The following is a 24,421-nucleotide window of genomic DNA, read 5'->3' as shown; positions in this document are numbered from 1 at the left end:
TCAATTCAATCCTTCCGCCGATGCGGCGGGTACGGCAATTGGCGCATGTCCCGTTTCAATCTGCACTTCCTCAATCCCGGCCAAGGCGCGCTCCGCAGCAAACATCCAATCGGCGACGGACCGCATGGACGGTGCGGCATCGCCGGCCTCCGGATGCAGGTTGCGGCGCAGAGCCGCTTCGAGCGCGGTGGCGTTGTTTTTATCGAGCGCTGCGGCATAGGATTCAAGACGACCGTAGTACATGCCGGCCAGCTTCTTCATGCGTTTTGGCACGCCCTGATCACCAACGCCTAGCTCTCGAATGGAGTGATCGACGTCCTCAAAAAAGGCGTCGATGATCTCCTGCGCAATCTCCTGTCCGCTACGATCAGACTTTGCCGTGCGACGGAAATAGAGAATCAACATGATCGACAGCATCTCGAAGCGGCCCATGACCGTATCGGGCACATGCATGTCGAGATAGAAGGCCGGTGCTCGCGCAGCCGATGTCAGCGCCGCATATTGGCGCTCAACGATCGCCCTGTTGTTTCTTTTCTTCCGAAAGAAGCCGAATACCATCCAATTCCACCAAAAAGAGCCTGCCGAACGGGTCGGCCCGCACGTGGTCGTGTTGCATGATTGCGAAAGCTGGTTTACCGAAGCAGACGTGAATTGCAATGCCGTTCTGGAACGCCTTTGCCGCATCCTGCGGCAGTATGGCGCTGAAAAGTGCGGAAAACCATGGTGTTGGCTTCGTCTTTTCCCCGGAAAGGACACAATGCTATGCGCAGAAGCGATGCGGCACTCAAGGGTGCCATCGACAGTCATGGGAGACGTGCGTGGAAATTCGGATTTTCAGATCGGACAGCAAGGTTCTGAGCTCGACGGCCCTTGCCGTGGCGCTCGCCATCAGCGGCCTTTCCGGTTGCCAAACCTCCGAAGTCTTCCACAACGGCTATGTGGTTGATCAGGCAGCACTCGACCTCGTTCCCGTCGGCTCGAGCCGCGAACAGGTTCTGCTGTCGCTCGGCACGCCATCGACCACCGCGACCTTCGAAGGCGAGGTCTTCTACTACATCTCGCAGAAGCGCACACGCTCGGTTGCGTTCATGAAGCAGAAGCTGGTCGAGCAGCAGATCCTGGCGATCTATTTCGACAAGGACGGCATCGTCACGCAGCTTGCCAATTACACCCTGCAGGATGGCAAGGTCTTCGATTCGATCTCGCGCACCACGCCGACCGGCGGCAAGGACCTCACATTCATCCAGCAGCTGCTTTCGGGCGGCGGCAGCGCGGCCAACAGCATCAAGAACGTGCTGGGTGCCGGCGGCGGCCTGGACGGCAGGTAAGTCTCATCGCATTTCCAGAATACAGAAAACCGCGGAAGACCATTCCGCGGTTTTCTTTTGTGTGCAATGTGGATCAGTGGGCGAGGACGGCCAGCAGCAACAATGCGACAATGTTGGTGATCTTGATGGCCGGGTTGACGGCAGGACCTGCCGTATCCTTGTAGGGATCGCCGACGGTATCACCGGTAACGGACGCCTTGTGGGCATCCGATCCCTTCAGGTGGCGGACGCCATCCTTGTCGATGAAACCGTCCTCGAAGCTCTTCTTGGCATTGTCCCAGGCGCCGCCGCCCGATGTCATGGAGATCGCCACGAACAGGCCGTTCACGATGACGCCAAGCAGCGAGGCGCCGAGGGCGGCAAAGGCGGACGCCTTGGAGCCCGAGATCAGCAATACGCCGAAATAGACGACCAGAGGCGCCAGCACCGGCAGCAGTGACGGGATGATCATCTCGCGGATCGCCGCCCGGGTCAGGATATCGACGGCGCGGCCATAGTCCGGCTTCTCGGTGCCCTGCATGATGCCCGGCTTTTCGCGGAACTGCCGGCGGACTTCCTCGACGATCGAACCGGCGGCACGACCGACGGCCGTCATGGCGATGCCGCCGAAGAGATAAGGGATGAGGCCGCCGAAGATCAGGCCGGCGACGACATAAGGGTTCGACAGGTCGAAGGAGATCACGCCCATATCGGCAAAGTAGGGATATTGGGCGCTGTTGGCGGCAAAATACTGCAGGTCGTTCGAATAGGCGGCAAAAAGCACCAGGGCGCCGAGACCGGCCGAGCCGATCGCATACCCCTTGGTCACGGCCTTGGTTGTATTGCCCACGGCATCCAGCGCATCGGTCGACTTGCGGACTTCCGGCGGCAGGCCGGCCATTTCGGCAATACCGCCGGCATTGTCAGTGACAGGTCCAAAGGCGTCAAGTGCGACGATCATGCCGGCAAGGCCAAGCATGGTGGTGACGGCGATGGCCGTGCCGAACAGGCCGGCGAGCTGATAGGTGGCAATGATGCCGCCGACGATGACGATGGCCGGCAGAGCGGTCGATTCCAGCGAAACGGCAAGGCCCTGGATGACGTTGGTGCCATGGCCGGTGACCGAGGCCTGGGCGATCGAATTGACCGGGCGCTTGTTGGTGCCGGTGTAATATTCGGTGATCACCACGATCAGCGCGGTGACGACAAGACCGAGGATGCCGCAGAAAAAGAGATTGAGGCCGGTGATGTCCATGCCGGCAACGGTGCCGATCGAGCCCCAGCCGATTGTCAGAGACGTGGCAAGCGCCAGACCGCCGATCGACAGAAGGCCGGTGACGATCAACCCCTTGTACAGTGCACCCATGATCGAACCGTTGGTGCCGAGCTTGACGAAGAAAGTACCGATGATCGAGGTGATGATGCAGGCGCCGCAAATGGCCAGCGGATAGATCATGGTGATATCAAGCGCTGCGGATCCGGCAAAGAAGATCGCGGCCAGAACCATGGTCGCCACGACGGAAACCGCATAGGTTTCGAAAAGGTCGGCCGCCATGCCGGCGCAGTCACCGACATTGTCGCCGACATTGTCGGCAATGGTTGCCGGGTTGCGCGGATCGTCTTCGGGAATACCCGCTTCGACCTTGCCGACGAGGTCACCGCCGACATCAGCGCCCTTGGTAAAGATACCGCCGCCCAAACGGGCAAAGATGGAAATCAGCGATGCGCCAAAGCCAAGCGCGACAAGCGAGTCGATGACCTCGCGCGATCCGCTTTCATGACCGAGCATGGCCGTCAGGATATAGAAATAGATGGAGACGCCGAGCAGGGCGAGACCGGCAACAAGCATGCCGGTGATTGCGCCGGACTTGAAGGCGATGTCGAGGCCGGCAGCCAGGCTGTGCGACGACGCCTGCGCCGTGCGCACATTGGCGCGAACAGAGACATGCATGCCGATGAAGCCGGCAGCGCCCGACAATACGGCACCGATCAGGAAGCCGATGGCTGCCAGACCGGACAAAAGGAACCACGTGGCAACGAACACCACGGCACCGACGATCGCGATGGTCAGGTATTGACGAGCGAGATAGGCCTGCGCACCTTCGCGAATATAGCCTGCGATTTCCTGCATCCGGGCATTGCCCTGGTCAGCCGCCAGCACTGAGCGCGTCGCCCAGACTGCGTAGACCACCGACAATAACCCGCATAAAATTACGCCTAAAAGAACCGTCATTCGCAATACCCTCCCGTATTGCCCGCGCCTCACTCTTCGCGGGCGGTGTCACGCAGAATCAAGACCCCTCCTCCGAGACCTCGTCGACGCGAGGCGAGATTGCGTTGCACTTTCCTTTGCGTCAAGTGCGCATCTCTTGCGGGAGAAATGGCTCAGGCGGGTTTGCGGGAGGCGGCACGCATCTGCAGCAGGACCAGAACGAGGCAGAGAATTGTCACAGGCCAGATGACCAGGTTCATCACAGACCAGCCAAAGGCGGTGAAGACCTTACCGGACGAGAAGGAGGACAGGGCGACGGTCGAAAACAGGATGATGTCGTGGAAACCCTGGACCTTGTCTGCTTCGGCCGGACGGTAGCTCGATGCGACGATGGCCGTTGCGCCGATGAAGCCGAAGTTCCAGCCGATGCCAAGCAGCACCAGGGCACCCCAGAAGTTCCACAGCTCGATGCCCCAATGGGCCACCACCGCACAGGACATCAGTATCAACAGGCCGGCCGCGACGATCTTTTCAGGCCCGAAGCGGGAAATCAGCATGCCGGTGAAAAAGCTCGGGGCGAACATGGCAATGACGTGCCACTGGATGCCGAGCGTGGCGAGTTCGGTTGAAAAACCACAACCTATGACCATGGCGAGCGGCGCGCCGGTCATCATGAAGGTCATCAGGGCGTAGGAGCCGATGCCACAAACCATGCCGGTCATGAAACGCTGGGTCATGACGATTTCGCGCAGCGAGCGCGTGGGCTCAGAGGCTGCGGAGGTTTTCGCGCTGAGGACCGGCAGTTTCAAGAAGTAGAGAAAACCAATTGCAGTCAGCAGCAGCGGCACAAGACCGAGGAAGGCACCGGCAAACGTGACCGGTGCGAGGCTGTCCTTTAGCCAGATGGCGATCTGCGGGCCGACAATGGCCGATACGATGCCAGCCGCCAGTATCCAGGAAATTGCCTTGCCCTTGTAGAAACTCGGCGAGGCATCGGCAGCAGCAAAACGGATCTTCTGGGTAAAACCGGCAGACAGTCCCATCAAGACCAAGGCGACGACAAAAAGCCAGAAGTTCGCCTGTACGAGCGCAAAAGCAGCCAGTGCACTGCCCGTCGCGCCCGTCAGGGCGCCAATCATGAAGCTTTCGCGCCGACCGAGGAGGCGCGATGCTGCCGCCACGGCAATGGCACCCAGGGCGATACCGACATTGAAGCCCGTCAGTGGAGCCGTGGATAGGGACTTGTCGGCACCGAGCATCTGGAAGCCGGCAAGGCCGCCCACCGAAAAAGCCAGCGGTGGAGCGGCACCCAGGATCGCCTGGGTCACAGCCAGAAGGGTGACGTTCCGCTTGGCCGTCGCAAGTTGACCGTCCAGCCCCGCGTTCGACGTCCCGTCCATGCCCTGCCCTGCCTTATTTTTGCGCCGGTGCGCGCACCTGCTTTGCAATGCGATCAAGCACGGCATTGACCAGCTTCGGCTCGTCGTCCGAGAAGAAGGCCTGCGCGATCTCGACATATTCCGTTACGATAACCGCAATGGGCACGTCCTTGCGCTCGATCAATTCGAACGTACCGGCACGCAGGATTGCGCGTACCGTGCTGTCGATGCGCGACAGCATCCAGTCGTCCTGCAGGGCTGAACGGATCATCGGGTCGATCTTGGTCTGGTCACGCACAACGCCGGCCACGATGGAACGAAACCAGGATGCGTCGGCCTTGAGATAGGTATCGCCGTCGACTTCCTGGCCGAGGCGATGTGTCTCGTATTCCGCGACGACTTCGAGCACCCCGGTGCCGCCGATATCCATCTGGTAGAGTGCCTGCACGGCCGCAAGCCGGGCTGCGCCGCGCTGGTTTGCCGTCTTGGCCGGCTGCTTGTCTTCGGTCGTCATCGATCAGCTACCCAGTTTGTTCTTCAGCGCGATCATGGTCAGCGCTGCACGGGCAGCAAAACCGCCCTTGTCCTTTTCCGAACGCTTGACGCGCGCCCAGGCCTGCTCTTCGTTTTCGACCGTCATGATGCCATTGCCGATGGGAAGCGATTCCGAGACGGCAAGGTCCATGAGGGCACGAGAGGACTCGTTGGACACGATGTCAAAATGATATGTTTCGCCACGAATGACCATGCCCAGCGCAACGAAGCCGTCATAGACGGTGCCTTCATCGTCCGAAGCATCCAGCGCCATGGCGATCGCCGGCGGAATTTCGAGTGCGCCAGGCACCGTGATGATGTCGTAAGTGGCGCCGGCTTCTTCGAGCGCTACGCGTGCACCATCCAGGAGTGCATCAGACATATCGTCGTAGAAACGTGCCTCGACGATCAGCAAATGCGGCGAAGCCGTCTTCTTTCCCATAACCTGATCCGATCTTGAATGTGATTGTGGCCCACGGCCAAACAGAAACGCGGTCAAACCACGCTGTTTCACGGAAGGCAAGTGTTTTTCGGCCAGCACGCCTCTCCGAAATCTGTGGCCTTATCGACGGGTTGCGGGCCAATGGCGCAACCGCACGTTTCGGCACGCGCTAATGCGGGCAAAAACGTGTCGAAGATCATGACAAATCTTTAATGGAATTCAGTGCCTTACCGGCTGGATTTTGCCGCAATCCGATCCCAGCTTCAACCTTGCAAGCGAGCGACGGAATTCCCCGCCATCGCAGCTTCCCTTGAAAGGATGAGGACAATGAATCGCTTTGCATCCGCACTCAGCGCATCGGCCATCTCGGCACTCGCCTTTGGTGGCGACAGCTATGCTGCCATGCCGGCCACCAGCATCACCACTGGCACCCCTGGCCCGCAACAAATCGAACAGACGATCACCGGACTGACCGCCAACCATTTCGATATCATTCGGCTCGATGAATTGGACAAGGAAGATCCCCTTCTGCAAAAGTTCGAGACCGTCGCGCCAGGCTCGCAGGAAGCCAGAATGATCCAGGCTTCGGTGATTGCCAACAAGTCGCTGTCCCGGAGACTCGAGTCGGAAAGGGTGGAACTGACCAATATCGTCGGCGCCGAACGCGCCAACGACGGTACCGTCACCTTCTATCTCCGCTAGCTGACCCCTCCTCTCCCCGTGCCGTTCTCCATCCCCCGCGCTCCCGGCGCGGGGGTGCATGTTGCCATAGGCGGAACAAAAACGGCCAACTGCGTGTTGTCTGAGTGCCGAGACGGAAAAATGCTCCGGCGGATGCAGTCATATAAAACAGGAGGTCATCATGGGACGCAGTATTCTTCTCTGGCTGGTTGGGGTGCCGATCCCGATCATCATTCTGATCATGCTGTTCTGGCGCTAAGGCGTCAGAGCCAAGCCGAGGCCGGAAGGCGCTCGAACACCAACAGCTGATCGGAGCCAAAAGTCTCCGATCGCTGCAAGGAAAATCCCGCCGGAGGTCGATCGCCGAGAATTGGCGAGGCTATGCCTTCCCCAAGGTTTCCAGTACCGCGATACAGATGAATGTGGTCGACCAGCCCTTGGCTGAGGAAATTCGCGGCGACGCGCGCGCCACCCTCAACCATCAGCGAAGACACGCCCCTGTCTGCCAGCCGAAGCAACAGGTCTTCGATGCCATCTACCTCAACAATCTCCACACCCAGCGCCTCAAGCGCCTGACGATTGCCGACGGCTCCCACGCTTGCGGCCAGAAGTACGGGCACCTCGTGTGCCGTCTGCGCAAGCCTGGACGAGGGCGAAAGTTCGAGATTGCGATCCAGCACGATCCGCAGAGGCGACGTATGCTCAAGACCCGGCAGCCTGACCGTCAGGTCGGGATCGTCGGCATTGGCAGTCCCGATACCCACCAGGATCGCATCGCTTTTCGAACGCAGCCGATGAACCTCGGCGCGAGCTTCGGGGCCCGTGATCGCAACCTGCCCGGCACCGACCTTGCCCAACATGCCATCGGCAGAAACCGCAAGCTTGAGAGTCACTTGCGGCCGTCCCTTTGTCTGACGTGTGAGATAACCGGACATTGCCTCGCGCGCCTCGCGCTGGAGAATGCCCGTGGTCACCTCGATACCGGCATCCGCCAATATCTGCAGACCCCGCCCGGAAACCCGGGGGTCAGGATCGGCCACGGCGACAACCACACGCGATATTCCAGCCGCGATCAGCACGCCCGCGCAAGGCGGGGTCATTCCATGATGAGAACAGGGCTCAAGGGTGACATAGGCTGTCGCCCCCCTCGCCCGTTCACCCGCATCGGCGATTGCCTGGGGCTCGGCATGCGGCCGTCCGCCCGGGGCTGTGACGCCGCGGCCGACAATCTCGTCATTGCTGACAATAATGCAGCCAACGGAGGGATTGGATGCCGTCTGGCCAAGATGGGTCAGCGACAGGCTGATCGCCTCCCGCATGAACACCTCATCCTTTGCCGTGACGGACAAGGGATCAGTCCACCCCGTTGTCGCGCGAGATCTTTGCGTTGATCTCGGCGATCACATTCTCGAAGTCTTCGGCATGAGAGAAATCGCGATAGACGGAGGCGTAGCGGACGAAGCCGACGTCATCGAGGCTCTTCAGGGCCTCGAGCACCTGAAGGCCGATTGCCTCCGAAGAGATTTCGGTCTCACCGGAGCTTTCCAGTCGGCGAACGATGCCGGATACGGCACGTTCGATACGGTCGCGGTCCACAGGACGCTTGCGCAGCGCGATCTCGAAAGACCGCACCAGCTTGTCGCGATCGAAGGGCGCCTTGCGGCCCGTCTTCTTGGCAACCATCAACTCACGCAGTTGCACCCGCTCGAACGTGGTGAACCGACCACCGCAATCCGGACAAATGCGACGCCGACGGATGGACGTATTGTCCTCCGCCGGTCGCGAATCTTTCACCTGTGTTTCATCCGAGCCGCAGAAGGGGCAACGCATCAGCCTTTGGCCTTACATGTAGGGGTACATCGGGAAACGGCCGCTGAGAGCGACGATCTTTTCGCGGACACCTGCCTCGACAGCAGCATTGCCTTCGTCTGAATTGGCAACCTTCAGGCCGTCCAGAACCTCGACGATGAGGTTGCCGATTTCCCTGAATTCCGCTTCCTTGAAACCGCGTGTCGTACCGGCCGGCGTACCGAGGCGGACGCCCGAAGTGACAAAGGGCTTTTCCGGATCGAACGGAATGCCGTTCTTGTTGCACGTGATGTAGGCACGACCGAGTGCCGTTTCGGCGCGCTTGCCGGTGGCGTTCTTCTTGCGCAAGTCGACCAGCATCAGGTGGTTGTCAGTGCCGCCAGAGACGATATCGAGGCCGCCGGCGACCAGCGTTTCCGACAGGGCCTTGGCGTTCTTGACGATCTGGGCGGCGTAGTCCTGGAATTCCGGCTGCAGCGCTTCACCAAAGGCAACGGCCTTGGCGGCGATCACATGCATCAGCGGTCCACCCTGGAGACCGGGGAAGACGGCCGAATTGAACTTCTTTGCCAGATCCTCGTCATTGGTCAGGATCATGCCGCCGCGTGGGCCGCGCAGCGACTTGTGGGTCGTGGTGGTGGCAACATGGCAATGCGGGAATGGCGACGGATGCTGGTTGCCGGCGACGAGACCGGCGATATGGGCCATGTCGACCATGAGATAGGCGCCGACTTCGTCAGCAATCTCGCGGAAGCGCTTCCAGTCCCAGATGCGGGAATAGGCGGTGCCGCCGGCGATGATCAGCTTCGGCTTGGTCTTGCGGGCCGATTCGGCAACCGCGTCCATGTCGAGCAAGTTGTCGCCTTCGCGGACGCCATAAGAGACAACGTTGAACCACTTGCCGGACATATTGACCGGCGAACCGTGGGTCAGGTGACCGCCCGAATTGAGATCGAGGCCCATGAAGGTGTCGCCCGGCTGCAGGAGCGCCAGGAACACGGCCTGGTTCATCTGGCTACCAGAGTTCGGCTGGACGTTGGCGAAGTTGACGCCGAACAGCTTCTTGGCGCGCTCGATGGCCAGCTCCTCGGCGATATCGACGAACTGGCAGCCACCGTAGTAGCGCTTGCCCGGATAGCCTTCGGCATATTTGTTGGTCATGATCGAGCCCTGTGCTTCCAGCACCGCACGCGAGACGATGTTCTCGGATGCAATCAGCTCGATCTCGTGGCGTTGGCGACCAAGTTCTTTCTCGATCGCACCAAAAATCTCCGGATCGGACTCGGCTAGGGGGCGAGAGAAGAAGGCATCGGTATTCGACATGATCGCAGGCTCCTCAAAGAGTTTGATGCAGTGGGGTATTAACGTTCCGCAGGGCCGAGGGCAATACGATCAGCGACATTTGCGCATCAAATGACGCGGCTCCAAAGATCACGGGTGGAGGCCGGCCGCTCGGGACGAAAAAAGCCGCGTCCTGAACGGACGCGGCGATAATTTTCCGTCATGCAAACCGGCTTATTGCGGCAGCATATCGTCTTCCAGAGATCCGGATACCTGCTCGACGCCGATATTGGCCTGCAGGGCCAGCTGCGCATCGCCATCCTTCTGGTAAATGTCGTCACGGAACTGCACCACCTGGTCCTTGGCAGACCACGCCGTGATGTAGACGATATAGACAGGCACTTCCTGGGCAAGCTTGATCGGATTGTTCTGGCGGGTCGAGATGACCCGTTCGATTTCCTGACGCGACCAGCCAGGCGTATCGCGCAACAGCCAGGTAACCAGGTCGCGAACGTTCTGAACGCGCATGCAGCCCGAAGACTCGAAGCGCATCAGCTTGTTGAACAGGCCCTGCTGGGGCGTGTCGTGCATGTATTCGTTGTTCGGGTTGTGGAAGTTGATCTTCGTCGAGGACATCGCGTTGATCTTGCCCGGGTCCTGACGGAACATCAAATTCGGTGCCTTGGGGGCGTGCCAATCCACGCTTTCCGGCGACACTTCGTTGCCCTGACCGTCAATCAACCGAATGTTGTTGCGCGTCAGGTAGGTCGGATCCTTCTGCATCAGCGGCACGATGTCCTTTTCGACGATCGAGCGTGGCGCGGTCCAGTAAGGGTTCAGAATGACTTCGTAAATCTTGGAATTGATCGTGTGGGTCGGACGGTCGATACGGCCGACGACTGCCGTGTTGCGCAGCGCGACGCTGTCATTTTCCACCGCTTCGACATAAGCGGCCGGAATGTTGACCATCAGGTAACGCGGACCGAGATCTCCCGACATCGACTGCAGGCGGATAAGATTGGTGTTCAACTGGTTGAGGCGAACATCCGCGCTGACGTTCAGAGCCTTGACGGTAAACTCGCCAAGAACGCCATCTTCCGGCAAGCCGTGACGTGCCTGGAAGCGCTTGACGGCACCGTCGACATAGCTGTCGAAGGAGTTGGACATGCCCGCTTCCTGGGCCAGATCGCCCGAAATCATCAGACGCTGGCGAAGGGCCTGCACCGACGGATCGGTGACGCCGAGACGTAGCTTGACCTGCGGATTGACCGCCGGCCAGCCGCCATTCGACACGATCGATTGGTATTGGGCAATTGCCTGCTGCATGTTGGTGGCACTGTTGCCGCTGATCATCGGCGTATTGGATGCCACGGCCGTGACTGTGCGCGAAGCCTGGGCATCGAACTGGTCATCCCAGTTGCCGCGGCGCGGCGCATTGATCAATTCGTCGATAGCCGTCTGGGCCAAAGCCTGCCCTGCAATCGCCGCGACACCGACAGCGCCAGCGCCCCGCAGCAGCGATCGGCGCGAAAGATCAACAATTCCAGACTTTTTGGACATATTTCCTACCGTTTCGTTCTGACACACATGGAAACGCATAGCGCGCCATGGTTAACAAAGAGACGCTTTTTATGCAGATCAGGACGAGCCACAGCGTCGGGCGGAGGCATGGAAGCACTCCAATTCACTACCTTGGCGGTCCCATAGCAATATGGCCAATTCGTGTCAGGGCAGCGGGCTGTCACAACACTGTGTTCGCGTCAGACTTTGCGTGATCGGCAAACGGCAAAACGGATGCTTCACTGGAAGCATCCGTGTTTGGCGGTGGATCGCGTGACTGGAGGTGCCGGAAACAGCGGCGTCCTAGAGGCGGTAGGCGATCGAGTCGTTCCAGAAGCGGTCGAGGCGCTGCAGGAGCTTGTTCATTTCGGAGAATTCATCCGCCCCGATACCGCCGACCTTCTGGATCGAGCCCATGTGACGCTCATAAAGCTTGGCGACGGTTTCAGCGATTTCCTGGCCGGCGTCGGTCAGGCTGATGCGGACCGAGCGACGGTCGACACGCGAACGCTGGTGATTGATGAAGCCGAGGTCGACGAGCTTCTTGACGTTGTAGGAGACGTTCGAGCCAAGGTAGTAGCCACGCGAGCGCAACTCGCCGGCGGTCAGCTCGGAATTGCCGATGTTGAACAGGAGAAGAGCCTGGACAGCGTTGATGTCGCTGCGACCCTTGCGGTCGAACTCATCCTTGATAACATCGAGAAGGCGGCGGTGGAGACGTTCCACCAGATGCAGGGACTCCAGATAGAGCGAGCGGATTGCTTCTTCCTGCGGATCGAGAGTTGTCGGCTGCGGCTTGAGCTTCGTGTTCATATCGGTCTGCCTCACTGTTTTGTTTGGCGGTGTTGGTTTTTTCTCCCGCCTTAGTGAGGACCATATCCAATGCGCATAAAATTCTATTTAAAACGCAGGCTTAACAGAGGCTTACCAAAGCCAGTGATGCAATCAGAGTAAATCAACCGTTACGCTATCCTGCTTGTGTCTGCTTTCGAGCCACAACGCCAGGCGGAACGCCATGTACACCAGCGCGACAACGCTGTGCAGGACAATGGCAAGAGGATTGCGGCCGAAGATCTCTGGCCAGACACCGAACATCAGGATCTGCCCACCGGCTGCGAGAACCCAGATGACAGGGCCCCAGGAACCACCCAACCACAGACCGAGTGCGGCCACAGGAAAAACCACGGCGAGCCCGGCTGCCGCGACGCGCCATGGCAAGTTCAAGAGATCGAAGCGGCCTGAACCGGCGTGACTGTAGCCGACAAGCATCGACCAGTATTGCAGACCGAACCAGAGGCAGGCGACGGCAACGACGCGCAGGAAGATCACGAAGATGGTCTCCGTCAGGCTGCGTTTGGGCGAATTCGGCGAATCAGGTTCCATCGGCGCAGGATAGGCGCTGGAGCCTTCGGCCGCCAACTGGATTGCCCTGCCCTCCCCAGACCTTTCCATCCGCGCGCCCTTCCCGGCAAAATTGACGCCCCTGCGTGCCGATGCTCCGCGGTGGGACAATTCGTCCGCCCCAAAATGGACCATGGACGGCCTACAACGGTTTTGCTGGCGGCAGCGACATGATATCAGCGGCAGACGACAAGACGAGGACATCCCATGCATGACAAGACACATCTGGTCGATGACGTAACCGGGCACCGGCGCATGCGACGCAATCGCAAGGCGGACTGGACGCGCCGTCTGGTGCTGGAAAACCGGCTGACCGTCGACGACCTGATCTGGCCGATCTTCGTTGTCCCGGGCGATGGCATCCTCGAGCCGATCGCGGCCATGCCGGGCGTCAACCGGATGAGCGTGGACAAGGCCGTCGAAGCCGCGAGAGAGGCCGCCGATCTCGGTATTCCTGCGCTGGCAACCTTTCCAAATGTCGGGATGGACCTGCGCGATCAAACCGGCTCGCAGATCCTTGAGGCCAACAACCTGCTCAACCAGGTCACAGCCGCGATCAAAAAAGCCGTCCCGAATATCGGTGTGATTACCGATGTCGCACTTGATCCCTTCACCAGCCACGGCCATGACGGCATCCTGCGCGATGGCGTCATCGTCAATGACGAGACGGTCGAGCAATTGGTCAAGGCGGCTATCCTGCAGGCCGATGCCGGATCCGACATCATCGCCCCATCGGACATGATGGACGGCCGCATCGGCGCGATCCGCCGTGGCCTTGACGCCGCCGGTCACCAGGATGTCGGCATCATGTCCTATGCGACGAAATTCGCGTCCTGTTACTATGGCCCCTACCGCGAGGCGATCTCGACCAGTGGCCTGCTGAAGGGCGATAAGAAGACCTATTACATCGATCCGGCCAACGGCACCGAAGCGCTGCGCGACGCCGCCCTTGATGTCGAAGAAGGGGCCGACATGCTGATGGTTAAGCCTGGCCTGCCCTATCTCGACATCTGCTGGCGGATGAAGGAAGCCTTCGGCCTTCCGGTTTTTGCCTATCAGGTCTCTGGCGAATACAGCCAGATCAAGGCCGCCGCCGCGAACGGCTGGATCGACGGCGAGCGGGCGATGCTGGAAACGCTGCTTTCGTTCAAGCGCGCCGGCTGCGATGGCATCCTCACCTATTTTGCCGTAGAGGTTGCCCGGCATCTGGCGAAAAAAGGCTGATGTTCTCAGCAATATTGTATTTGGGCTGCCTCTCACCATATTTGAGAGGCAACCCACAAGGAGCCCACCATGAGCCTCGATAGCAACCCGATTTATGCCGCCCCCGAAGACTGGCGTGCCTATAGCGGCGTGTTGTCTCGGCGTGTCTTCGCCTTCATCATCGACTATGTGCTGGTGGCACTGCTGTGGATCCCGGCGGCCGTTGTCGTTTTCTTTCTCGGCATCCTGACTCTTGGTCTTGGCTGGCTTCTTTACCCGATCCTGTTCTTCGTCGTTGCCGGTCTCTATTTCGGCATGTCGCTGGCCGGCATCGCGCAGGCAACGCCGGGTATGCGTGCCATGGGCATTGCCATGGTGCGCCTCGACGGTCGCAAGATCGATTTCGTCACCGCCATTGCGCATCTCGCGCTGTTCTGGATCCTCAACTCGATCCTGACGCCGCTGATCCTGCTGGCCGGTCTGTTTATCGAGCGGTCGCGGCTGGTGCATGATCTGCTGCTTGGTACGGCGACGATCCGTACGGCTTGAACCCGTCATTCCAGGCCTGGCCCAAGAATACACTCCGGCAAAACACACCGGAGTGTTGACCTTTTTCAATCTTGCGCCATCCTAGCCAAATCATGACAGGCACGAGGATTCTCTACAGCGTCAGATGAATACCCAAACCTCTCCATCTCCCCAGTTCTATCTCACGGCTCCGGCGCCGTGTCCCTATCTGGCGGGAGAAATGGAGCGGAAGGTTTTTACCCATCTGGTTGGACAGCGGGCCACGGAAATGAACGACCTTCTCACACAGGGCGGGTTCCGACGGTCGCAGAACATTGCCTATCGACCGGCCTGCGAAAGCTGCCGCGCCTGCGTGTCCGTCCGCATCCTCGTCAACGAATTTGCGCCCAGCCGTGCCTTCCGCAGGGTCGCGGCGAACAACCAGGACGTGGTCGCAACCATCTTTCCGGCCCAGCCGTCGACCGAGCAATTCTCGCTGTTTCGCGCCTATCTCGATGACCGGCACCCGCGTGGCGGCATGTCGGACATGTCGGCGCTCGATTACGCGATCATGATCGAAGACAGCCACGTGCAAACGCGGGTGATCGAATATCGTTTGCGCAGTCCGGGTGACGGTCTATCGCCGCACCCGAAGGGCGAGTTGATCGCCGTTGCCCTCACCGACCTGATGAGTGACGGGTTGTCGATGGTCTATTCCTTCTTCAACCCGACTATGGACCGACGCTCGCTCGGCACGATGATGGTGCTGGACCATATTGCCCGTGCCAAAGCGCTGGGGCTGCCGCATGTGTATCTCGGCTATTGGGTGCAGGGGTCACACAAGATGGGCTACAAGACCCGTTTCCAGCCGCAAGAGCATCTGCTCAATCAGGGCTGGACACGGTTTGATCCCGAGGCGGATATCGAGAGATAAGCCGATCAATTTCCATCTACCGGCCGTCTCGTTTCGTAACGGTTCGCCCCTCCGCCGCCGAAATTGCGACGGAGGGGCGTATCGTTTCAGGACAGTTTGCGGATGATGCCGTACACAATGTTCCGGTTCTGACCGAAGCGTAGTGAGCACTCGACATCAAGACCTTCCGTCGCTGCGCGCATGATCCGCCACATATCTTCTTCCGAGCGCAGCAAGAGGGCCCAGTTCATGAAGGTTTCCATGTAGCCGTCGTCTGGGACTTCCTCCGAAAAGTTCGCGAACAGGAAGGTACCATTGGGCTTCAGCATCTGCAGGCAACGCTGCGAAAGCTTGATAGCAACTTCGTCGGCAAGGTAGTCATAGAGACCGGCGGCGTAGACGAAGTCGAAGGTGCCGAGGGTCTGTGCGCGGGTCAAGACGGTGCGAACGGAACCGTTGACCGATTCAACCGCCGTTCCGGCGAATTCGCTGGCAACGGCACCGACGCTCAAGGGGTCTTGATCCAGTGCAAGCCAACGTTTGATCGCCTTGTCTTTCAGCGCCTGAGACATACTGCCTTCGCGCAGATGGCCAGACGCAATCGTCAGGATTTCGGCCTCGCCACCCCGGGACGACGCGACATCGTCGACAAACTGGGCCAGTAGATCCCGGCGTTCACGTACGGCGACGCAGGCTGGCGACTGGCTGGTGAAGGCGTGAACCTCCTTGCCCATCGGGCTTGCCGCATCCAGCATCGGCTGGACAGACGGGTGACCATAGATGAAGTCGAGAAGGCCGGCATCGCCCGAATAGCCGCGCGGCTTCTCGAACGACCAGCGGGTGAACGGATCCTCGTGGAAATGGCGCGCAATGGCGTGGCGCTGCACCAAGGGAATGAGTTGCTCCCAAACCTTGGGAGAATAGCGGCTGCGCACCCCGTGTAGGCCCGTCAGCAAACGGAGCATGATCTGGCCGACCGGCGTTTCCTGTTCGAACTGCTGCTCCGCCATCCGAAGGTGCAGTGCCGTTTCGGCACGCGCTTCCGTCAGTTCCTTGTCCGTGACAGTTGTCGAAGTTGAAAACACCGTCGCCGCAATGGAGTGGGGCGTGATGAGGCTCTGCCCGTCGAATGCAATTTTCACGTCGCTCACATTTCGCTCCTTTTTAAGTCAAATCTGATATTAATTGTTTGTAAACCATAATCGGATAAGCCGATAAGTGCACTCCGAATTTAGTCAGACTTTAAAACATAGTTAACACTTGAGCGAGCTAGTGTATCATAGCGCCCGGCTTGCGCCTGACGATGGAGTCATGATGAATCGGGTCATCAAGAGCCCAACACACGGAAATCGCGATAAAAATTCGCAGATGCAGGGCGCGCAGGAGCCAGGCGCGAATTGGGCTGACCGTCAGAGATACAGCCCACCGGCAGTCGATGCGAAGAAGCTTCCAGCTTCGGCCCTTAAAGCGCTCTATCACACACATCGCAGCAAGATTCAGCTGAGGCAGACCCAACAAGGGCTCTACTTCGCGGTCCTCGTATATCTTCTCTTCGGTGCAGCCGATGTACTATTGATTCCCGACGTAGCCATGCAGACGGTCACGGCCCGCCTGATCGTTGCCATATCATCCATGGCGGTCATGGGTGTCTTGGTAGCGCGGCATGTCGATCTCAAATGGATCGATCTCAGCTGCGCAGCGACAGTCGTGATGGGCTATCTGGCGTGGCTGATCCCCTCGACTCAGACGACGGCAGAGGACGCCTTCCGCTATTACATGCTCTTCGGCACGATTTTCATGATGAGTGCCAACCTGTTCTTCAACCTCGTGTTCCGTTTGTCGGTCCTGACTTCCGCCACCATTCTCGTCATCTTCCTATGCAGCATGCTGTTCTCGCCCCCGCTCTCGCTCGGTGGGAGCACGGTGGTGGTCCTGTTCTACATTTCCTGCTTCCTGTTCACGTCCTATGTAAACTGGAAACTCAACAAAGAGCGCTACAACGTCTTCCTTAATGCGATAGAAGCCGCGCACCAGCACAACGAGGCTCAGAAACGCGGAGAAGCGCTGGAACGGCTTTCGAATACGGATTACCTGACCGGTATCGAGAATCGGCGCGCCATTGACAGACGATTGCGGGACTACTGGGGCGCCTGGACCAACGAAGGCACCGGCTTTGCCGCGATCCTGGTCGATGTCGACTTCTTCAAGAAATACAACGATTTCTACGGTCACCAGGCGGGTGACCGTTGTCTTATTCTGGTTGCCAATGCACTTCAGGAAGCACTGACGCCGTTCAACGCGTCGCTTGGCCGCTACGGCGGCGAGGAATTCATTGTCCTGGCGCAACTGGCCAAGCGCGACCAGGTCTCCACGCTTGCGGAAGTCATTCGCAGCACTGTCGAAAGACTTAACCTGGTGCATGACCAGCGTCGCGACGGACAGGCGGTGGTTACGGTCAGCGTCGGCGCGTCCTATACGAGACCGAACTCCGGACCAAAGCTCGAACGCATCATCGACGAGGCGGACCGGGCGCTTTATTCCGCCAAGGCCAACGGACGCAACTGTATCCGGCTTTTCAATCCCGACGATCCGCTCAGCAGCGACGACAACGAGAATATCGCGTCGCTCTTGCGAATGGCCGTCAAGAAGGATCTGGTCAAGCTGGTTTATCAGCCAATCCAGAATCTTCGCACCGGCAAGCTTGAGGCGGTCGAGGCCCTGATGCGCCTGCAAATGATCGACGGAACGCCGATTTCACCGGGGCAATTCATTCCGATCGCCGAGCGCACCGGCTCGATACTGGAACTCGGCCTCTGGGCAATCCGCAGGGTTTGCACCGAAATGCTGGCACCCGGCCATATTCCGCTGTCGAGCGTCAACGTCTCCGCCATCCAGCTCAAGTCACGCGGGTTTGCCCTCGCTGTGTCGACGATCCTCGAGGAGACCGGCGTCAAGGGTGAGCGGCTTGCCTTCGAGATTACCGAGGGTATCGACATGGAAGGCCAGTCGGATGTCATCCGCTGCATCAAGGACCTTGAAGCCCTTGGCATCCGGATATGGCTGGACGACTTCGGCACCGGATTTGCCGGCCTTTCCTGGCTTCGACTTTTTCCTTTCGACACGGTCAAGATCGACCGCTCCTTCCTGCAGGATACCGATCAGCCGCATGGACGCTCGATGCTGGAAGACATCATCCGCCTCGTGCGCAATCGCGGCCATAAGATCCTGATCGAAGGACTTGAAACACCGGAACACGTGGCGCTGATGCATGAGCTTGGCATCGAGCATGGACAAGGTTTCTATCTCGGACGGCCGGCGCCGGTAGCGGATTTCAAGGACTTGGCGAAGCTGCCTGCAGCCGTCGGACGCTGAACCCGGCGGTCGAACTCAAGTCAAAGCCTGACAATGCAAAAAGCCGGTCGTGATGCGACCGGCTTCAATTCTCTATACTGTTCCTGGCGATCAACCGGCGAACTTGCCACTGCGCGGGAAACCCTTCGGCACCGTGCGGCCGGCCGTGGCACGGTCGGCCAGCCATTCGACCAACTCATCCTTGGTCTTGGTAAAGGTGCGGCCAGCCGAATCTTCCCAGGTCAGGCCGTCCGCGATGGCAAAACACTTCACGTCGGAAATGCCGCCATCCTTGTAGCGCTGCAGGCGCACACCCTTGCCGCGGGTCATTTCCGGGATCTGGGCGAGCGGGAACACAACCATCTTGCGATTTTCGCCGACGACAGCGATATGATCGCCCGTGACGGTGACAACCAGCTTTGTCTCATCGGGCATGCCGACATTCATGATCTGCTTGCCCTTGCGGGTATTGGCGACCATCTCGCCCTCTTGCACGATGAAGCCATTGCCGGCTGTCGAGGCGAGGAGCAGCTTGCGGGCCGGATCATGGACGAAGGCCGTCAATACATCCTGGTCATTTTCCATGTCGACGATGATGCGCAGCGGCTCGCCGTGTCCTCGGCCGCCCGGCAATTTGTCACCGCCGAGGGTGTAGACCTTGCCGCCGGTGGTCACCAGCAGGATCTTGTCGGTGGTCTGGGCCGGGAAGGCCACGCGCAGCCCGTCGCCTTCCTTGAAGGTCAACGACGACGTATCGGAAATGTGGCCCTTCAGCGCACGAATCCATCCCTTTTCGGAGATGACAACGGTGATCGGTTCCTTCTCGATCATCGCCTGCTGGATGGCTTCGATATCGGCTTGCGGCGCATTCGAAAACAACGTGCGGCGGCGACCGAGCTCGGTTGCCTTGGCATACTTCTTCTTGACCTCGCCGATCTCCCAGGCAACCGTTTGCCACAGCTTTTCGGTCGAGGCGAGCAGAGCTTCAATCTCGGCTTTTTCGGCCGAGAGTGCGTCGTGTTCCTTGCGGATCTCGAATTCCTCGAGCTTGCGCAAGTTGCGCAGACGCATGTTGAGGATGGCTTCGGCCTGAACGTCGCTCAGATCCCACTTGGCGACCATCACCGGCTTCGGCTCGTCTTCCTCGCGGATGATGCGGATCACCTCATCGAGGTTGAGATAGGCGATCAGCAGGCCACCGAGAATTTCCAGACGCCGGTCGATCGCCGCCAAGCGGAAGCTCGAACGACGAACCAGCACGTCCTTGCGGTGGTCGAGCCACTCGGTCAGCACTTCGTTGAGCGCCATGACCCTGGGCACCTTGCCCATGGACAGAACGTTCATATTGAGCGGAATGCGGCTTTCGAGTTCGGTCAGCTTGAACAGCGATTCCATCAGAATGGTCGGATCGACGGTGCGGCTCTTCGGCACCAGAACGACCCGCACATCTTCGGCCGATTCATCGCGAATGTCTTCGAGAAGCGGCAGGCGTCGGGCGATCAGCAGTTCGGCAATCTTTTCGATCAGGCGCGATTTCTGCACCTGGAACGGGATCTGGGTGATGATGATCTGATAACCGCCGCGGCCGAGATCCTCCGTCTCCCACTTGGCGCGGACACGGAAACCGCCGCGACCGGTGCGATAGGTTTCCAGCATGCTTTCGCGGCTTTCGACGATGATGCCGCCGGTGGGGAAATCCGGACCCTCGATGCCACCTTTTTGTGGATTGGCCGGATCGGCCAGCAGTTCCTCGACGGATGCGCCGGGGTTCTTGATCAGGTAGAGTGCCGCGTCGCAGAGTTCATGCGCGTTGTGCGGCGGGATCGACGTCGCCATGCCGACCGCGATGCCGGACGAGCCATTGGCAAGAAGGTTCGGGAAGGCTCCCGGCATGACGACGGGTTCGTCGTCTTCCTCGTTGTAGGTCGGGCGGAAGTCGACAGCGTCCTGATCGATGCCTTCGAGCAGCAGCGCCGCAACGTCGGTCATGCGGGCTTCGGTGTAACGATAGGCAGCCGCACTGTCGCCATCAATATTGCCGAAATTGCCCTGGCCGTCGACGATCGGATAACGCTGGGAGAAGTCCTGCGCCAGGCGGACCAGCGCGTCATAAACCGACTGGTCGCCATGCGGGTGGAATTTACCGATGACGTCACCGACGATACGGGCGCATTTCTTGAAGGCCGAGTTCGGGCGGATGCCCATCTCGCTCATCGCGTGAATGATGCGGCGATGGACCGGCTTGAGGCCGTCGCGCACGTCGGGCAGCGCCCGGTGCATGATTGTCGACAGCGCATAGGCAAGGTAGCGTTCTTCGAGCGCTGCCTTCAGGTCCACTGGCTGGATGTGATCGCCCCCGTCGCCGGGCGGAATTAGATTTGTCCCCATGCTCCCTGCCTAGCCGAGATATCGCGCAACGGCAAGGAATCCGGGGATTCTGGCTGTGGATTAAGGGCATGTGATCCATGTCACGAAACAAAGTCCGCTTCTCGCTTGCCGCGGAAAAGCGATGGAACTTTTTACAATCCCTCATATAAATGACACGGATTTCATGCCCAGTGTCGAAACACCGGCCATTCTTACAGAGGAACACTCTATGACGATCTATCGCTCCACCCGGATCCTGCTCGCCGGAGCCGCCCTGAGCGCCCTTTCCAGCCAGGCCTTTGCCCTAGACGGCCAGGACCTGCTGAAAAAGCTCAATGCCGCATTTGCGACCGGCGGCACGGTCATTTCCGCTGATTCGGTTGAAGTGAGCGGAGAAGACGTCCTGCTGAAGGGTGTGAAATTCACCGTCAACGGCTCGACCGACAGCCCGTTGAAGCTTGAGCAACTGACGCTCGAGGGCGTCAGCGAAGAAGATGGCGGCGCCTATTACATCGACCGCGTCGAATTCCCAGAGGTCGACATGACCGAGGAAAAATCGACGTTCTCGATCTCGGACCTCTACCTTGCCGGCGTGTTCATTCCGGGCGACGTCAATGCCACCGGCATCGACTCGATGATGTTCTACGAGGAAGCCCATAGCGGTCCCGTCAATGTCACCGTCGATGGCAAGCAGGTGTTCTCGATGAACGAGGCGACCGGCACCATGAGCCTGTCGGAAGACGAAAAGACAATCTCGTTCGAAGGGTCGGCCACCGCGATCAAGGCAGACCTGACCGTGGTCGAAGATCCGAAGAGCAAGGAAACCATCGACGCGCTCGGACTGCAGACGCTCGACGGCAATCTGAGCATGTCGGGCAGTTGGGAGATCGACAGCGGCACGATCGATATCGAAGACTATTCGGTCGATTTCGCCAATATCGGCAAGCTCAGCCTGTCCTTCGGCATGTCCGGTTATACGCTTGATCTGGTCAAGCAGATGCAGGAACAGGCGCGCACCATGCAAACCGATCCGAAGAACGAGCAGGCGCAGCAGGCCGCAGGCCTTGCCATGCTCGGCCTGGTGCAGCAACTGTCGCTGATCAACGCCAAGGTCCGCTTCGAAGATGCCGGCATCACCAAGCGGGGCCTCGACTATGCCGGCAAGACCCAGGGCACCGACGGTGCGCAGATGGGCCAGATGATCAAGGGCATGCTGCCGATCCTGCTGGCGCAGGCCAAGCTTGGCGCTCTGCAGAATGAGGTCTCCACCGCCGTCAACGCCTATATCGACGATCCGAAGGCACTGACAATTCTGGCGCAGCCGGCCAATCCGGTCGCCTTCCCGATGATCATCGGTGCCGCCATGGGCGCACCGGAAAGCATTCCGGCCCTGATCGGCGTCAAGGTCACCGCGAACGACTGAAGTCGCTCATCGCCAAGGTCAATATTGAAATCCCGGATGTCCGTATCCGGGCTTTTTCCTTGAAACGTACCAAAGAAAAAGGCCTCGGATCATCAATCCGAGGCCTCTTCAGTTCAACGCTCCATCAGAGCAATCAGTCCTTCTTCGGCTGCGGCACGACGCGCAGCGCGAGTTCGCGCAACTGGGTCGGCGTTGCCGGCGACGGGGCGCCCATCAGCAGGTCCTGGGCCTGCTGGTTCATCGGGAAGATCGAGATCTCACGCAGGTTCTTCGCGCCAACGAGCAGCATGATCACGCGGTCGACACCGAAGGCACAACCACCGTGCGGCGGTGCGCCATACTGGAAGGCGCGGTAGAGGCCGCCGAAGCGCTCTTCCACGTCCTGCTGGCTGAGGCCAACCTTTTCGAAGGCCTTGACCATCAATTCCGGCGACTGGTTACGGATCGAGCCCGAGGCGATTTCGAAGCCGTTGCAGACCGCGTCATACTGATAGGCCTTGAGCGTCAGCGGATCCTGGCTGTCGAGCGCCTCCATGCCGCCCTGCGGCATCGAGAAGGGGTTGTGGGCGAAGTCGATCTTCTTGTCTTCCTCGCTCCATTCATAGAACGGGAAGTCGACGATCCAGCACATTTCGAAACGGTCACGGTCGACGAGGTTCAGTTCCTCGCCGGCGCGGGTGCGGGCTTCACCGGCAAACTTGTAGAATTTCGACGGTTCACCCGCGACGAAGAAGCAGGCGTCGCCGGCTTCGAGGCCAAGCTGGGTGCGGACAGCTTCGGTGCGCTCTTCGCCGATATTCTTGGCGAGCGGGCCGGAGCCGACGATCTTGCCGTCCTCTTCCTTCCAGAAGATGTAGCCGAGGCCCGGCTGACCGGTCCCTTGCGCCCAGGCGTTCATGCGGTCGCAGAACGCACGGCTACCACCGGTCTTGGCCGGGATCGCCCAGATCTCGACCTTCGGGTTGGAGGCGATCATGCCGGCGAACACCTTAAAGCCCGAGTCGCGGAAGTGGTCGGTGACCTCTTCCATGACGATCGGGTTGCGCAGGTCCGGCTTGTCGGAACCATATTTGCGGATCGCGACGTCATAAGGAATGCGCGGCCACTTCTGGGTTACCGGCTTGCCTTCGGCAAACTGTTCGAAGACCGAGGTCATCATCGGCTCCATGGTCTCCCAGACATCTTCCTGGGTGACGAAGCTCATCTCGACGTCGAGCTGGTAGAATTCGCCCGGCAGACGGTCGGCGCGCGGGTCTTCATCGCGGAAGCAAGGCGCGATCTGGAAATAGCGATCGAAACCAGCGACCATCAGCAACTGCTTGTACTGCTGCGGCGCCTGCGGCAGCGCGAAGAACTGGCCTTCGTGAATGCGCGAAGGCACGAGGAAGTCGCGCGCGCCTTCCGGCGACGAGGCGGTCAGGATCGGCGTGGTGTACTCGGCAAAGCCGGCCTCGCCCATGCCCTTGCGCATGGCAGAGACAATCTGGGTGCGCTTGACGATGTTCTTGTGCAGCGTCTCGCGGCGCAGGTCGAGGAAGCGGTACTTCAGGCGCACGTCTTCCGGATAGTCGGGTTCGCCGAAGACCGGCAGCGGCAATTCCTTGGCTGCACCGAGAACTTCGATTTCCTGCGCGTAGAGTTCGATCTCGCCGGTCGCCATCGTCTTGTTGGTGGTGTCTTCCGAGCGGGCCTTGACGAGGCCGTCGATGCGGATGACCCATTCGCCGCGCACGGTCTCGGCCATCTTGAACGCCGGGCTGTCCGGGTCGGCGACGACCTGGGTGATGCCGTAATGATCGCGCAGGTCGATGAACAGAACGCCGCCATGGTCACGGACGCGATGGACCCAGCCGGAGAGACGGACGGTCGAGCCGACGTCGGACTTGCGGAGTGCGGCACAGGTGTGGCTGCGGTAACGATGCATGGTCAGGTTTCCCGATGTATGACGGCCAAAAAGGCGCTTCTTTGAGCAGCACGCGGCCGATAGAAAATCGGGCGGAAAAGCGCATGGTGCGCCTGATTTGTCAAGGCTGAAGGCAAAATGCCCCGGT

The 24,421-nt window shown here is 59.6% G+C and carries 21 protein-coding genes; 7 read left to right on the top strand and 14 right to left on the bottom strand.

Going from position 1 to position 24,421, the window contains the following annotated elements; all coding sequences use genetic code 11:
• Positions 1-558, bottom strand: a complete 558-nt coding sequence (locus tag LQ231_RS09625) for a ubiquinol-cytochrome C chaperone family protein (protein ID WP_230173302.1) — start codon at positions 556-558, stop codon at positions 1-3.
• 260 nt (positions 559-818) lie between these two features.
• On the opposite strand from LQ231_RS09625, the gene LQ231_RS09620 reads away from it, so the two are divergent.
• Positions 819-1,328, top strand: a complete 510-nt coding sequence (locus tag LQ231_RS09620; RefSeq protein WP_230171189.1) for an outer membrane protein assembly factor BamE — start codon at positions 819-821, stop codon at positions 1,326-1,328.
• A 73-nt stretch (positions 1,329-1,401) separates the two neighbouring features.
• Here the strand turns inward: LQ231_RS09620 and LQ231_RS09615 are convergent, their stop codons facing one another.
• The 4 genes from LQ231_RS09615 to ribH form a co-directional block, all read right to left on the bottom strand.
• Positions 1,402-3,540, bottom strand: coding sequence for a sodium-translocating pyrophosphatase (locus LQ231_RS09615; protein ID WP_230171188.1), 2,139 nt, complete (start codon positions 3,538-3,540; stop codon positions 1,402-1,404).
• A 152-nt stretch (positions 3,541-3,692) separates the two neighbouring features.
• Positions 3,693-4,919 carry an MFS transporter gene (locus tag LQ231_RS09610; RefSeq protein WP_230171187.1) on the bottom strand — a complete coding sequence of 409 codons (1,227 nt, stop codon included), beginning with the start codon at positions 4,917-4,919 and terminating at the stop codon, positions 3,693-3,695.
• 13 nt (positions 4,920-4,932) lie between these two features.
• The gene (gene nusB, locus LQ231_RS09605; protein WP_230171186.1) at positions 4,933-5,412 is read right to left on the bottom strand and encodes a transcription antitermination factor NusB; all 480 of its coding nucleotides are present in this window, start codon (positions 5,410-5,412) and stop codon (positions 4,933-4,935) included.
• A 3-nt stretch (positions 5,413-5,415) separates the two neighbouring features.
• Positions 5,416-5,874, bottom strand: a complete 459-nt coding sequence (gene ribH / locus LQ231_RS09600) for a 6,7-dimethyl-8-ribityllumazine synthase (protein WP_113140947.1) — start codon at positions 5,872-5,874, stop codon at positions 5,416-5,418.
• 327 nt (positions 5,875-6,201) lie between these two features.
• On the opposite strand from ribH, the gene LQ231_RS09595 reads away from it, so the two are divergent.
• Positions 6,202-6,576: a hypothetical protein gene (locus LQ231_RS09595; protein ID WP_230171185.1), complete on the top strand. Its 375-nt coding sequence runs from the start codon at positions 6,202-6,204 to the stop codon at positions 6,574-6,576.
• A gap of 242 nt (positions 6,577-6,818) precedes the next feature.
• On the opposite strand, the gene ribD is transcribed toward LQ231_RS09595, so the two are convergent.
• From ribD to LQ231_RS09565, 6 genes are all read right to left on the bottom strand, one after another.
• Positions 6,819-7,904: a bifunctional diaminohydroxyphosphoribosylaminopyrimidine deaminase/5-amino-6-(5-phosphoribosylamino)uracil reductase RibD gene (gene ribD / locus LQ231_RS09590; RefSeq protein WP_230171184.1), complete on the bottom strand. Its 1,086-nt coding sequence runs from the start codon at positions 7,902-7,904 to the stop codon at positions 6,819-6,821.
• A gap of 4 nt (positions 7,905-7,908) precedes the next feature.
• Positions 7,909-8,385 (bottom strand): transcriptional regulator NrdR, encoded by a 477-nt coding sequence (gene nrdR / locus LQ231_RS09585; protein WP_007608880.1) that lies wholly within the window; start codon positions 8,383-8,385, stop codon positions 7,909-7,911.
• A 12-nt stretch (positions 8,386-8,397) separates the two neighbouring features.
• Entirely contained in the window at positions 8,398-9,687 is a 1,290-nt protein-coding gene (gene glyA / locus LQ231_RS09580) for a serine hydroxymethyltransferase (RefSeq protein ID WP_113140944.1), read from the bottom strand.
• A 192-nt stretch (positions 9,688-9,879) separates the two neighbouring features.
• Positions 9,880-11,205, bottom strand: coding sequence for a L,D-transpeptidase family protein (locus LQ231_RS09575; protein WP_230171183.1), 1,326 nt, complete (start codon positions 11,203-11,205; stop codon positions 9,880-9,882).
• A gap of 303 nt (positions 11,206-11,508) precedes the next feature.
• Positions 11,509-12,018 (bottom strand): MarR family winged helix-turn-helix transcriptional regulator, encoded by a 510-nt coding sequence (locus tag LQ231_RS09570; RefSeq protein WP_113140942.1) that lies wholly within the window; start codon positions 12,016-12,018, stop codon positions 11,509-11,511.
• Between the two features lie 132 nt (positions 12,019-12,150).
• Positions 12,151-12,588, bottom strand: a complete 438-nt coding sequence (locus tag LQ231_RS09565; protein WP_113141080.1) for a DUF6163 family protein — start codon at positions 12,586-12,588, stop codon at positions 12,151-12,153.
• 225 nt (positions 12,589-12,813) lie between these two features.
• On the opposite strand from LQ231_RS09565, the gene hemB reads away from it, so the two are divergent.
• From hemB to LQ231_RS09550, 3 genes are all read left to right on the top strand, one after another.
• On the top strand, positions 12,814-13,830 hold the full coding sequence (gene hemB / locus LQ231_RS09560) for a porphobilinogen synthase (protein ID WP_113140941.1): 1,017 nt from the start codon (positions 12,814-12,816) through the stop codon (positions 13,828-13,830).
• A gap of 69 nt (positions 13,831-13,899) precedes the next feature.
• Positions 13,900-14,358, top strand: coding sequence for an RDD family protein (locus LQ231_RS09555; protein WP_230171182.1), 459 nt, complete (start codon positions 13,900-13,902; stop codon positions 14,356-14,358).
• Between the two features lie 124 nt (positions 14,359-14,482).
• Complete coding sequence (locus LQ231_RS09550) at positions 14,483-15,250, top strand: arginyltransferase (protein WP_113140939.1); 768 nt, start codon at positions 14,483-14,485, stop codon at positions 15,248-15,250.
• An 86-nt stretch (positions 15,251-15,336) separates the two neighbouring features.
• Here LQ231_RS09550 and LQ231_RS09545 read toward each other — a convergent pair whose 3' ends face one another.
• Complete coding sequence (locus tag LQ231_RS09545) at positions 15,337-16,380, bottom strand: class I SAM-dependent methyltransferase (RefSeq protein ID WP_230171181.1); 1,044 nt, start codon at positions 16,378-16,380, stop codon at positions 15,337-15,339.
• 439 nt (positions 16,381-16,819) lie between these two features.
• Between LQ231_RS09545 and LQ231_RS09540 the strand changes: the two genes are divergently transcribed.
• Complete coding sequence (locus tag LQ231_RS09540; RefSeq protein WP_230171180.1) at positions 16,820-18,601, top strand: GGDEF domain-containing protein; 1,782 nt, start codon at positions 16,820-16,822, stop codon at positions 18,599-18,601.
• 90 nt (positions 18,602-18,691) lie between these two features.
• Here the strand turns inward: LQ231_RS09540 and parC are convergent, their stop codons facing one another.
• Entirely contained in the window at positions 18,692-20,968 is a 2,277-nt protein-coding gene (parC, locus tag LQ231_RS09535) for a DNA topoisomerase IV subunit A (RefSeq protein WP_230171179.1), read from the bottom strand.
• A gap of 208 nt (positions 20,969-21,176) precedes the next feature.
• Between parC and LQ231_RS09530 the strand changes: the two genes are divergently transcribed.
• A complete protein-coding gene (locus LQ231_RS09530; RefSeq protein WP_230171178.1) occupies positions 21,177-22,370 on the top strand; it encodes a hypothetical protein in 1,194 nt (397 codons plus the stop codon).
• 133 nt (positions 22,371-22,503) lie between these two features.
• Here the strand turns inward: LQ231_RS09530 and aspS are convergent, their stop codons facing one another.
• Positions 22,504-24,294 carry an aspartate--tRNA ligase gene (aspS, locus tag LQ231_RS09525; RefSeq protein ID WP_230171177.1) on the bottom strand — a complete coding sequence of 597 codons (1,791 nt, stop codon included), beginning with the start codon at positions 24,292-24,294 and terminating at the stop codon, positions 22,504-22,506.
• Positions 24,295-24,421 lie beyond the last annotated feature (127 nt).

Origin of the sequence: Rhizobium sp. CECT 9324, assembly GCF_918741265.1 — a bacterium.
Classification (GTDB): domain Bacteria; phylum Pseudomonadota; class Alphaproteobacteria; order Rhizobiales; family Rhizobiaceae; genus Allorhizobium.
Note: the sequence above shows the minus strand (reverse complement) of the source record. Positions and strands in the feature narration are given on the sequence as shown.

Excerpts from the sequence above, each read along its gene's own strand:
- LQ231_RS09540 (WP_230171180.1), top strand. The coding sequence starts at position 16,820 with ATGCAGACGGTCACGGCCCGCCTGATCGTTGCCATATCATCCATGGCG.
- LQ231_RS09595 (WP_230171185.1), top strand. The coding sequence starts at position 6,202 with ATGAATCGCTTTGCATCCGCACTCAGCGCATCGGCCATCTCGGCACTC.
- ribH (WP_113140947.1), bottom strand. The coding sequence starts at position 5,874 with ATGGGAAAGAAGACGGCTTCGCCGCATTTGCTGATCGTCGAGGCACGT.
- LQ231_RS09575 (WP_230171183.1), bottom strand. The coding sequence starts at position 11,205 with ATGTCCAAAAAGTCTGGAATTGTTGATCTTTCGCGCCGATCGCTGCTG.
- glyA (WP_113140944.1), bottom strand. The coding sequence starts at position 9,687 with ATGTCGAATACCGATGCCTTCTTCTCTCGCCCCCTAGCCGAGTCCGAT.
- LQ231_RS09625 (WP_230173302.1), bottom strand. The coding sequence starts at position 558 with ATGGTATTCGGCTTCTTTCGGAAGAAAAGAAACAACAGGGCGATCGTT.
- LQ231_RS09550 (WP_113140939.1), top strand. The coding sequence starts at position 14,483 with ATGAATACCCAAACCTCTCCATCTCCCCAGTTCTATCTCACGGCTCCG.
- nusB (WP_230171186.1), bottom strand. The coding sequence starts at position 5,412 with ATGACGACCGAAGACAAGCAGCCGGCCAAGACGGCAAACCAGCGCGGC.
- hemB (WP_113140941.1), top strand. The coding sequence starts at position 12,814 with ATGCATGACAAGACACATCTGGTCGATGACGTAACCGGGCACCGGCGC.
- LQ231_RS09565 (WP_113141080.1), bottom strand. The coding sequence starts at position 12,588 with ATGGAACCTGATTCGCCGAATTCGCCCAAACGCAGCCTGACGGAGACC.
- LQ231_RS09615 (WP_230171188.1), bottom strand. The coding sequence starts at position 3,540 with ATGACGGTTCTTTTAGGCGTAATTTTATGCGGGTTATTGTCGGTGGTC.
- aspS (WP_230171177.1), bottom strand. The coding sequence starts at position 24,294 with ATGCATCGTTACCGCAGCCACACCTGTGCCGCACTCCGCAAGTCCGAC.
- LQ231_RS09610 (WP_230171187.1), bottom strand. The coding sequence starts at position 4,919 with ATGGACGGGACGTCGAACGCGGGGCTGGACGGTCAACTTGCGACGGCC.
- LQ231_RS09570 (WP_113140942.1), bottom strand. The coding sequence starts at position 12,018 with ATGAACACGAAGCTCAAGCCGCAGCCGACAACTCTCGATCCGCAGGAA.
- LQ231_RS09555 (WP_230171182.1), top strand. The coding sequence starts at position 13,900 with ATGAGCCTCGATAGCAACCCGATTTATGCCGCCCCCGAAGACTGGCGT.
- LQ231_RS09530 (WP_230171178.1), top strand. The coding sequence starts at position 21,177 with ATGACGATCTATCGCTCCACCCGGATCCTGCTCGCCGGAGCCGCCCTG.
- parC (WP_230171179.1), bottom strand. The coding sequence starts at position 20,968 with ATGGGGACAAATCTAATTCCGCCCGGCGACGGGGGCGATCACATCCAG.
- nrdR (WP_007608880.1), bottom strand. The coding sequence starts at position 8,385 with ATGCGTTGCCCCTTCTGCGGCTCGGATGAAACACAGGTGAAAGATTCG.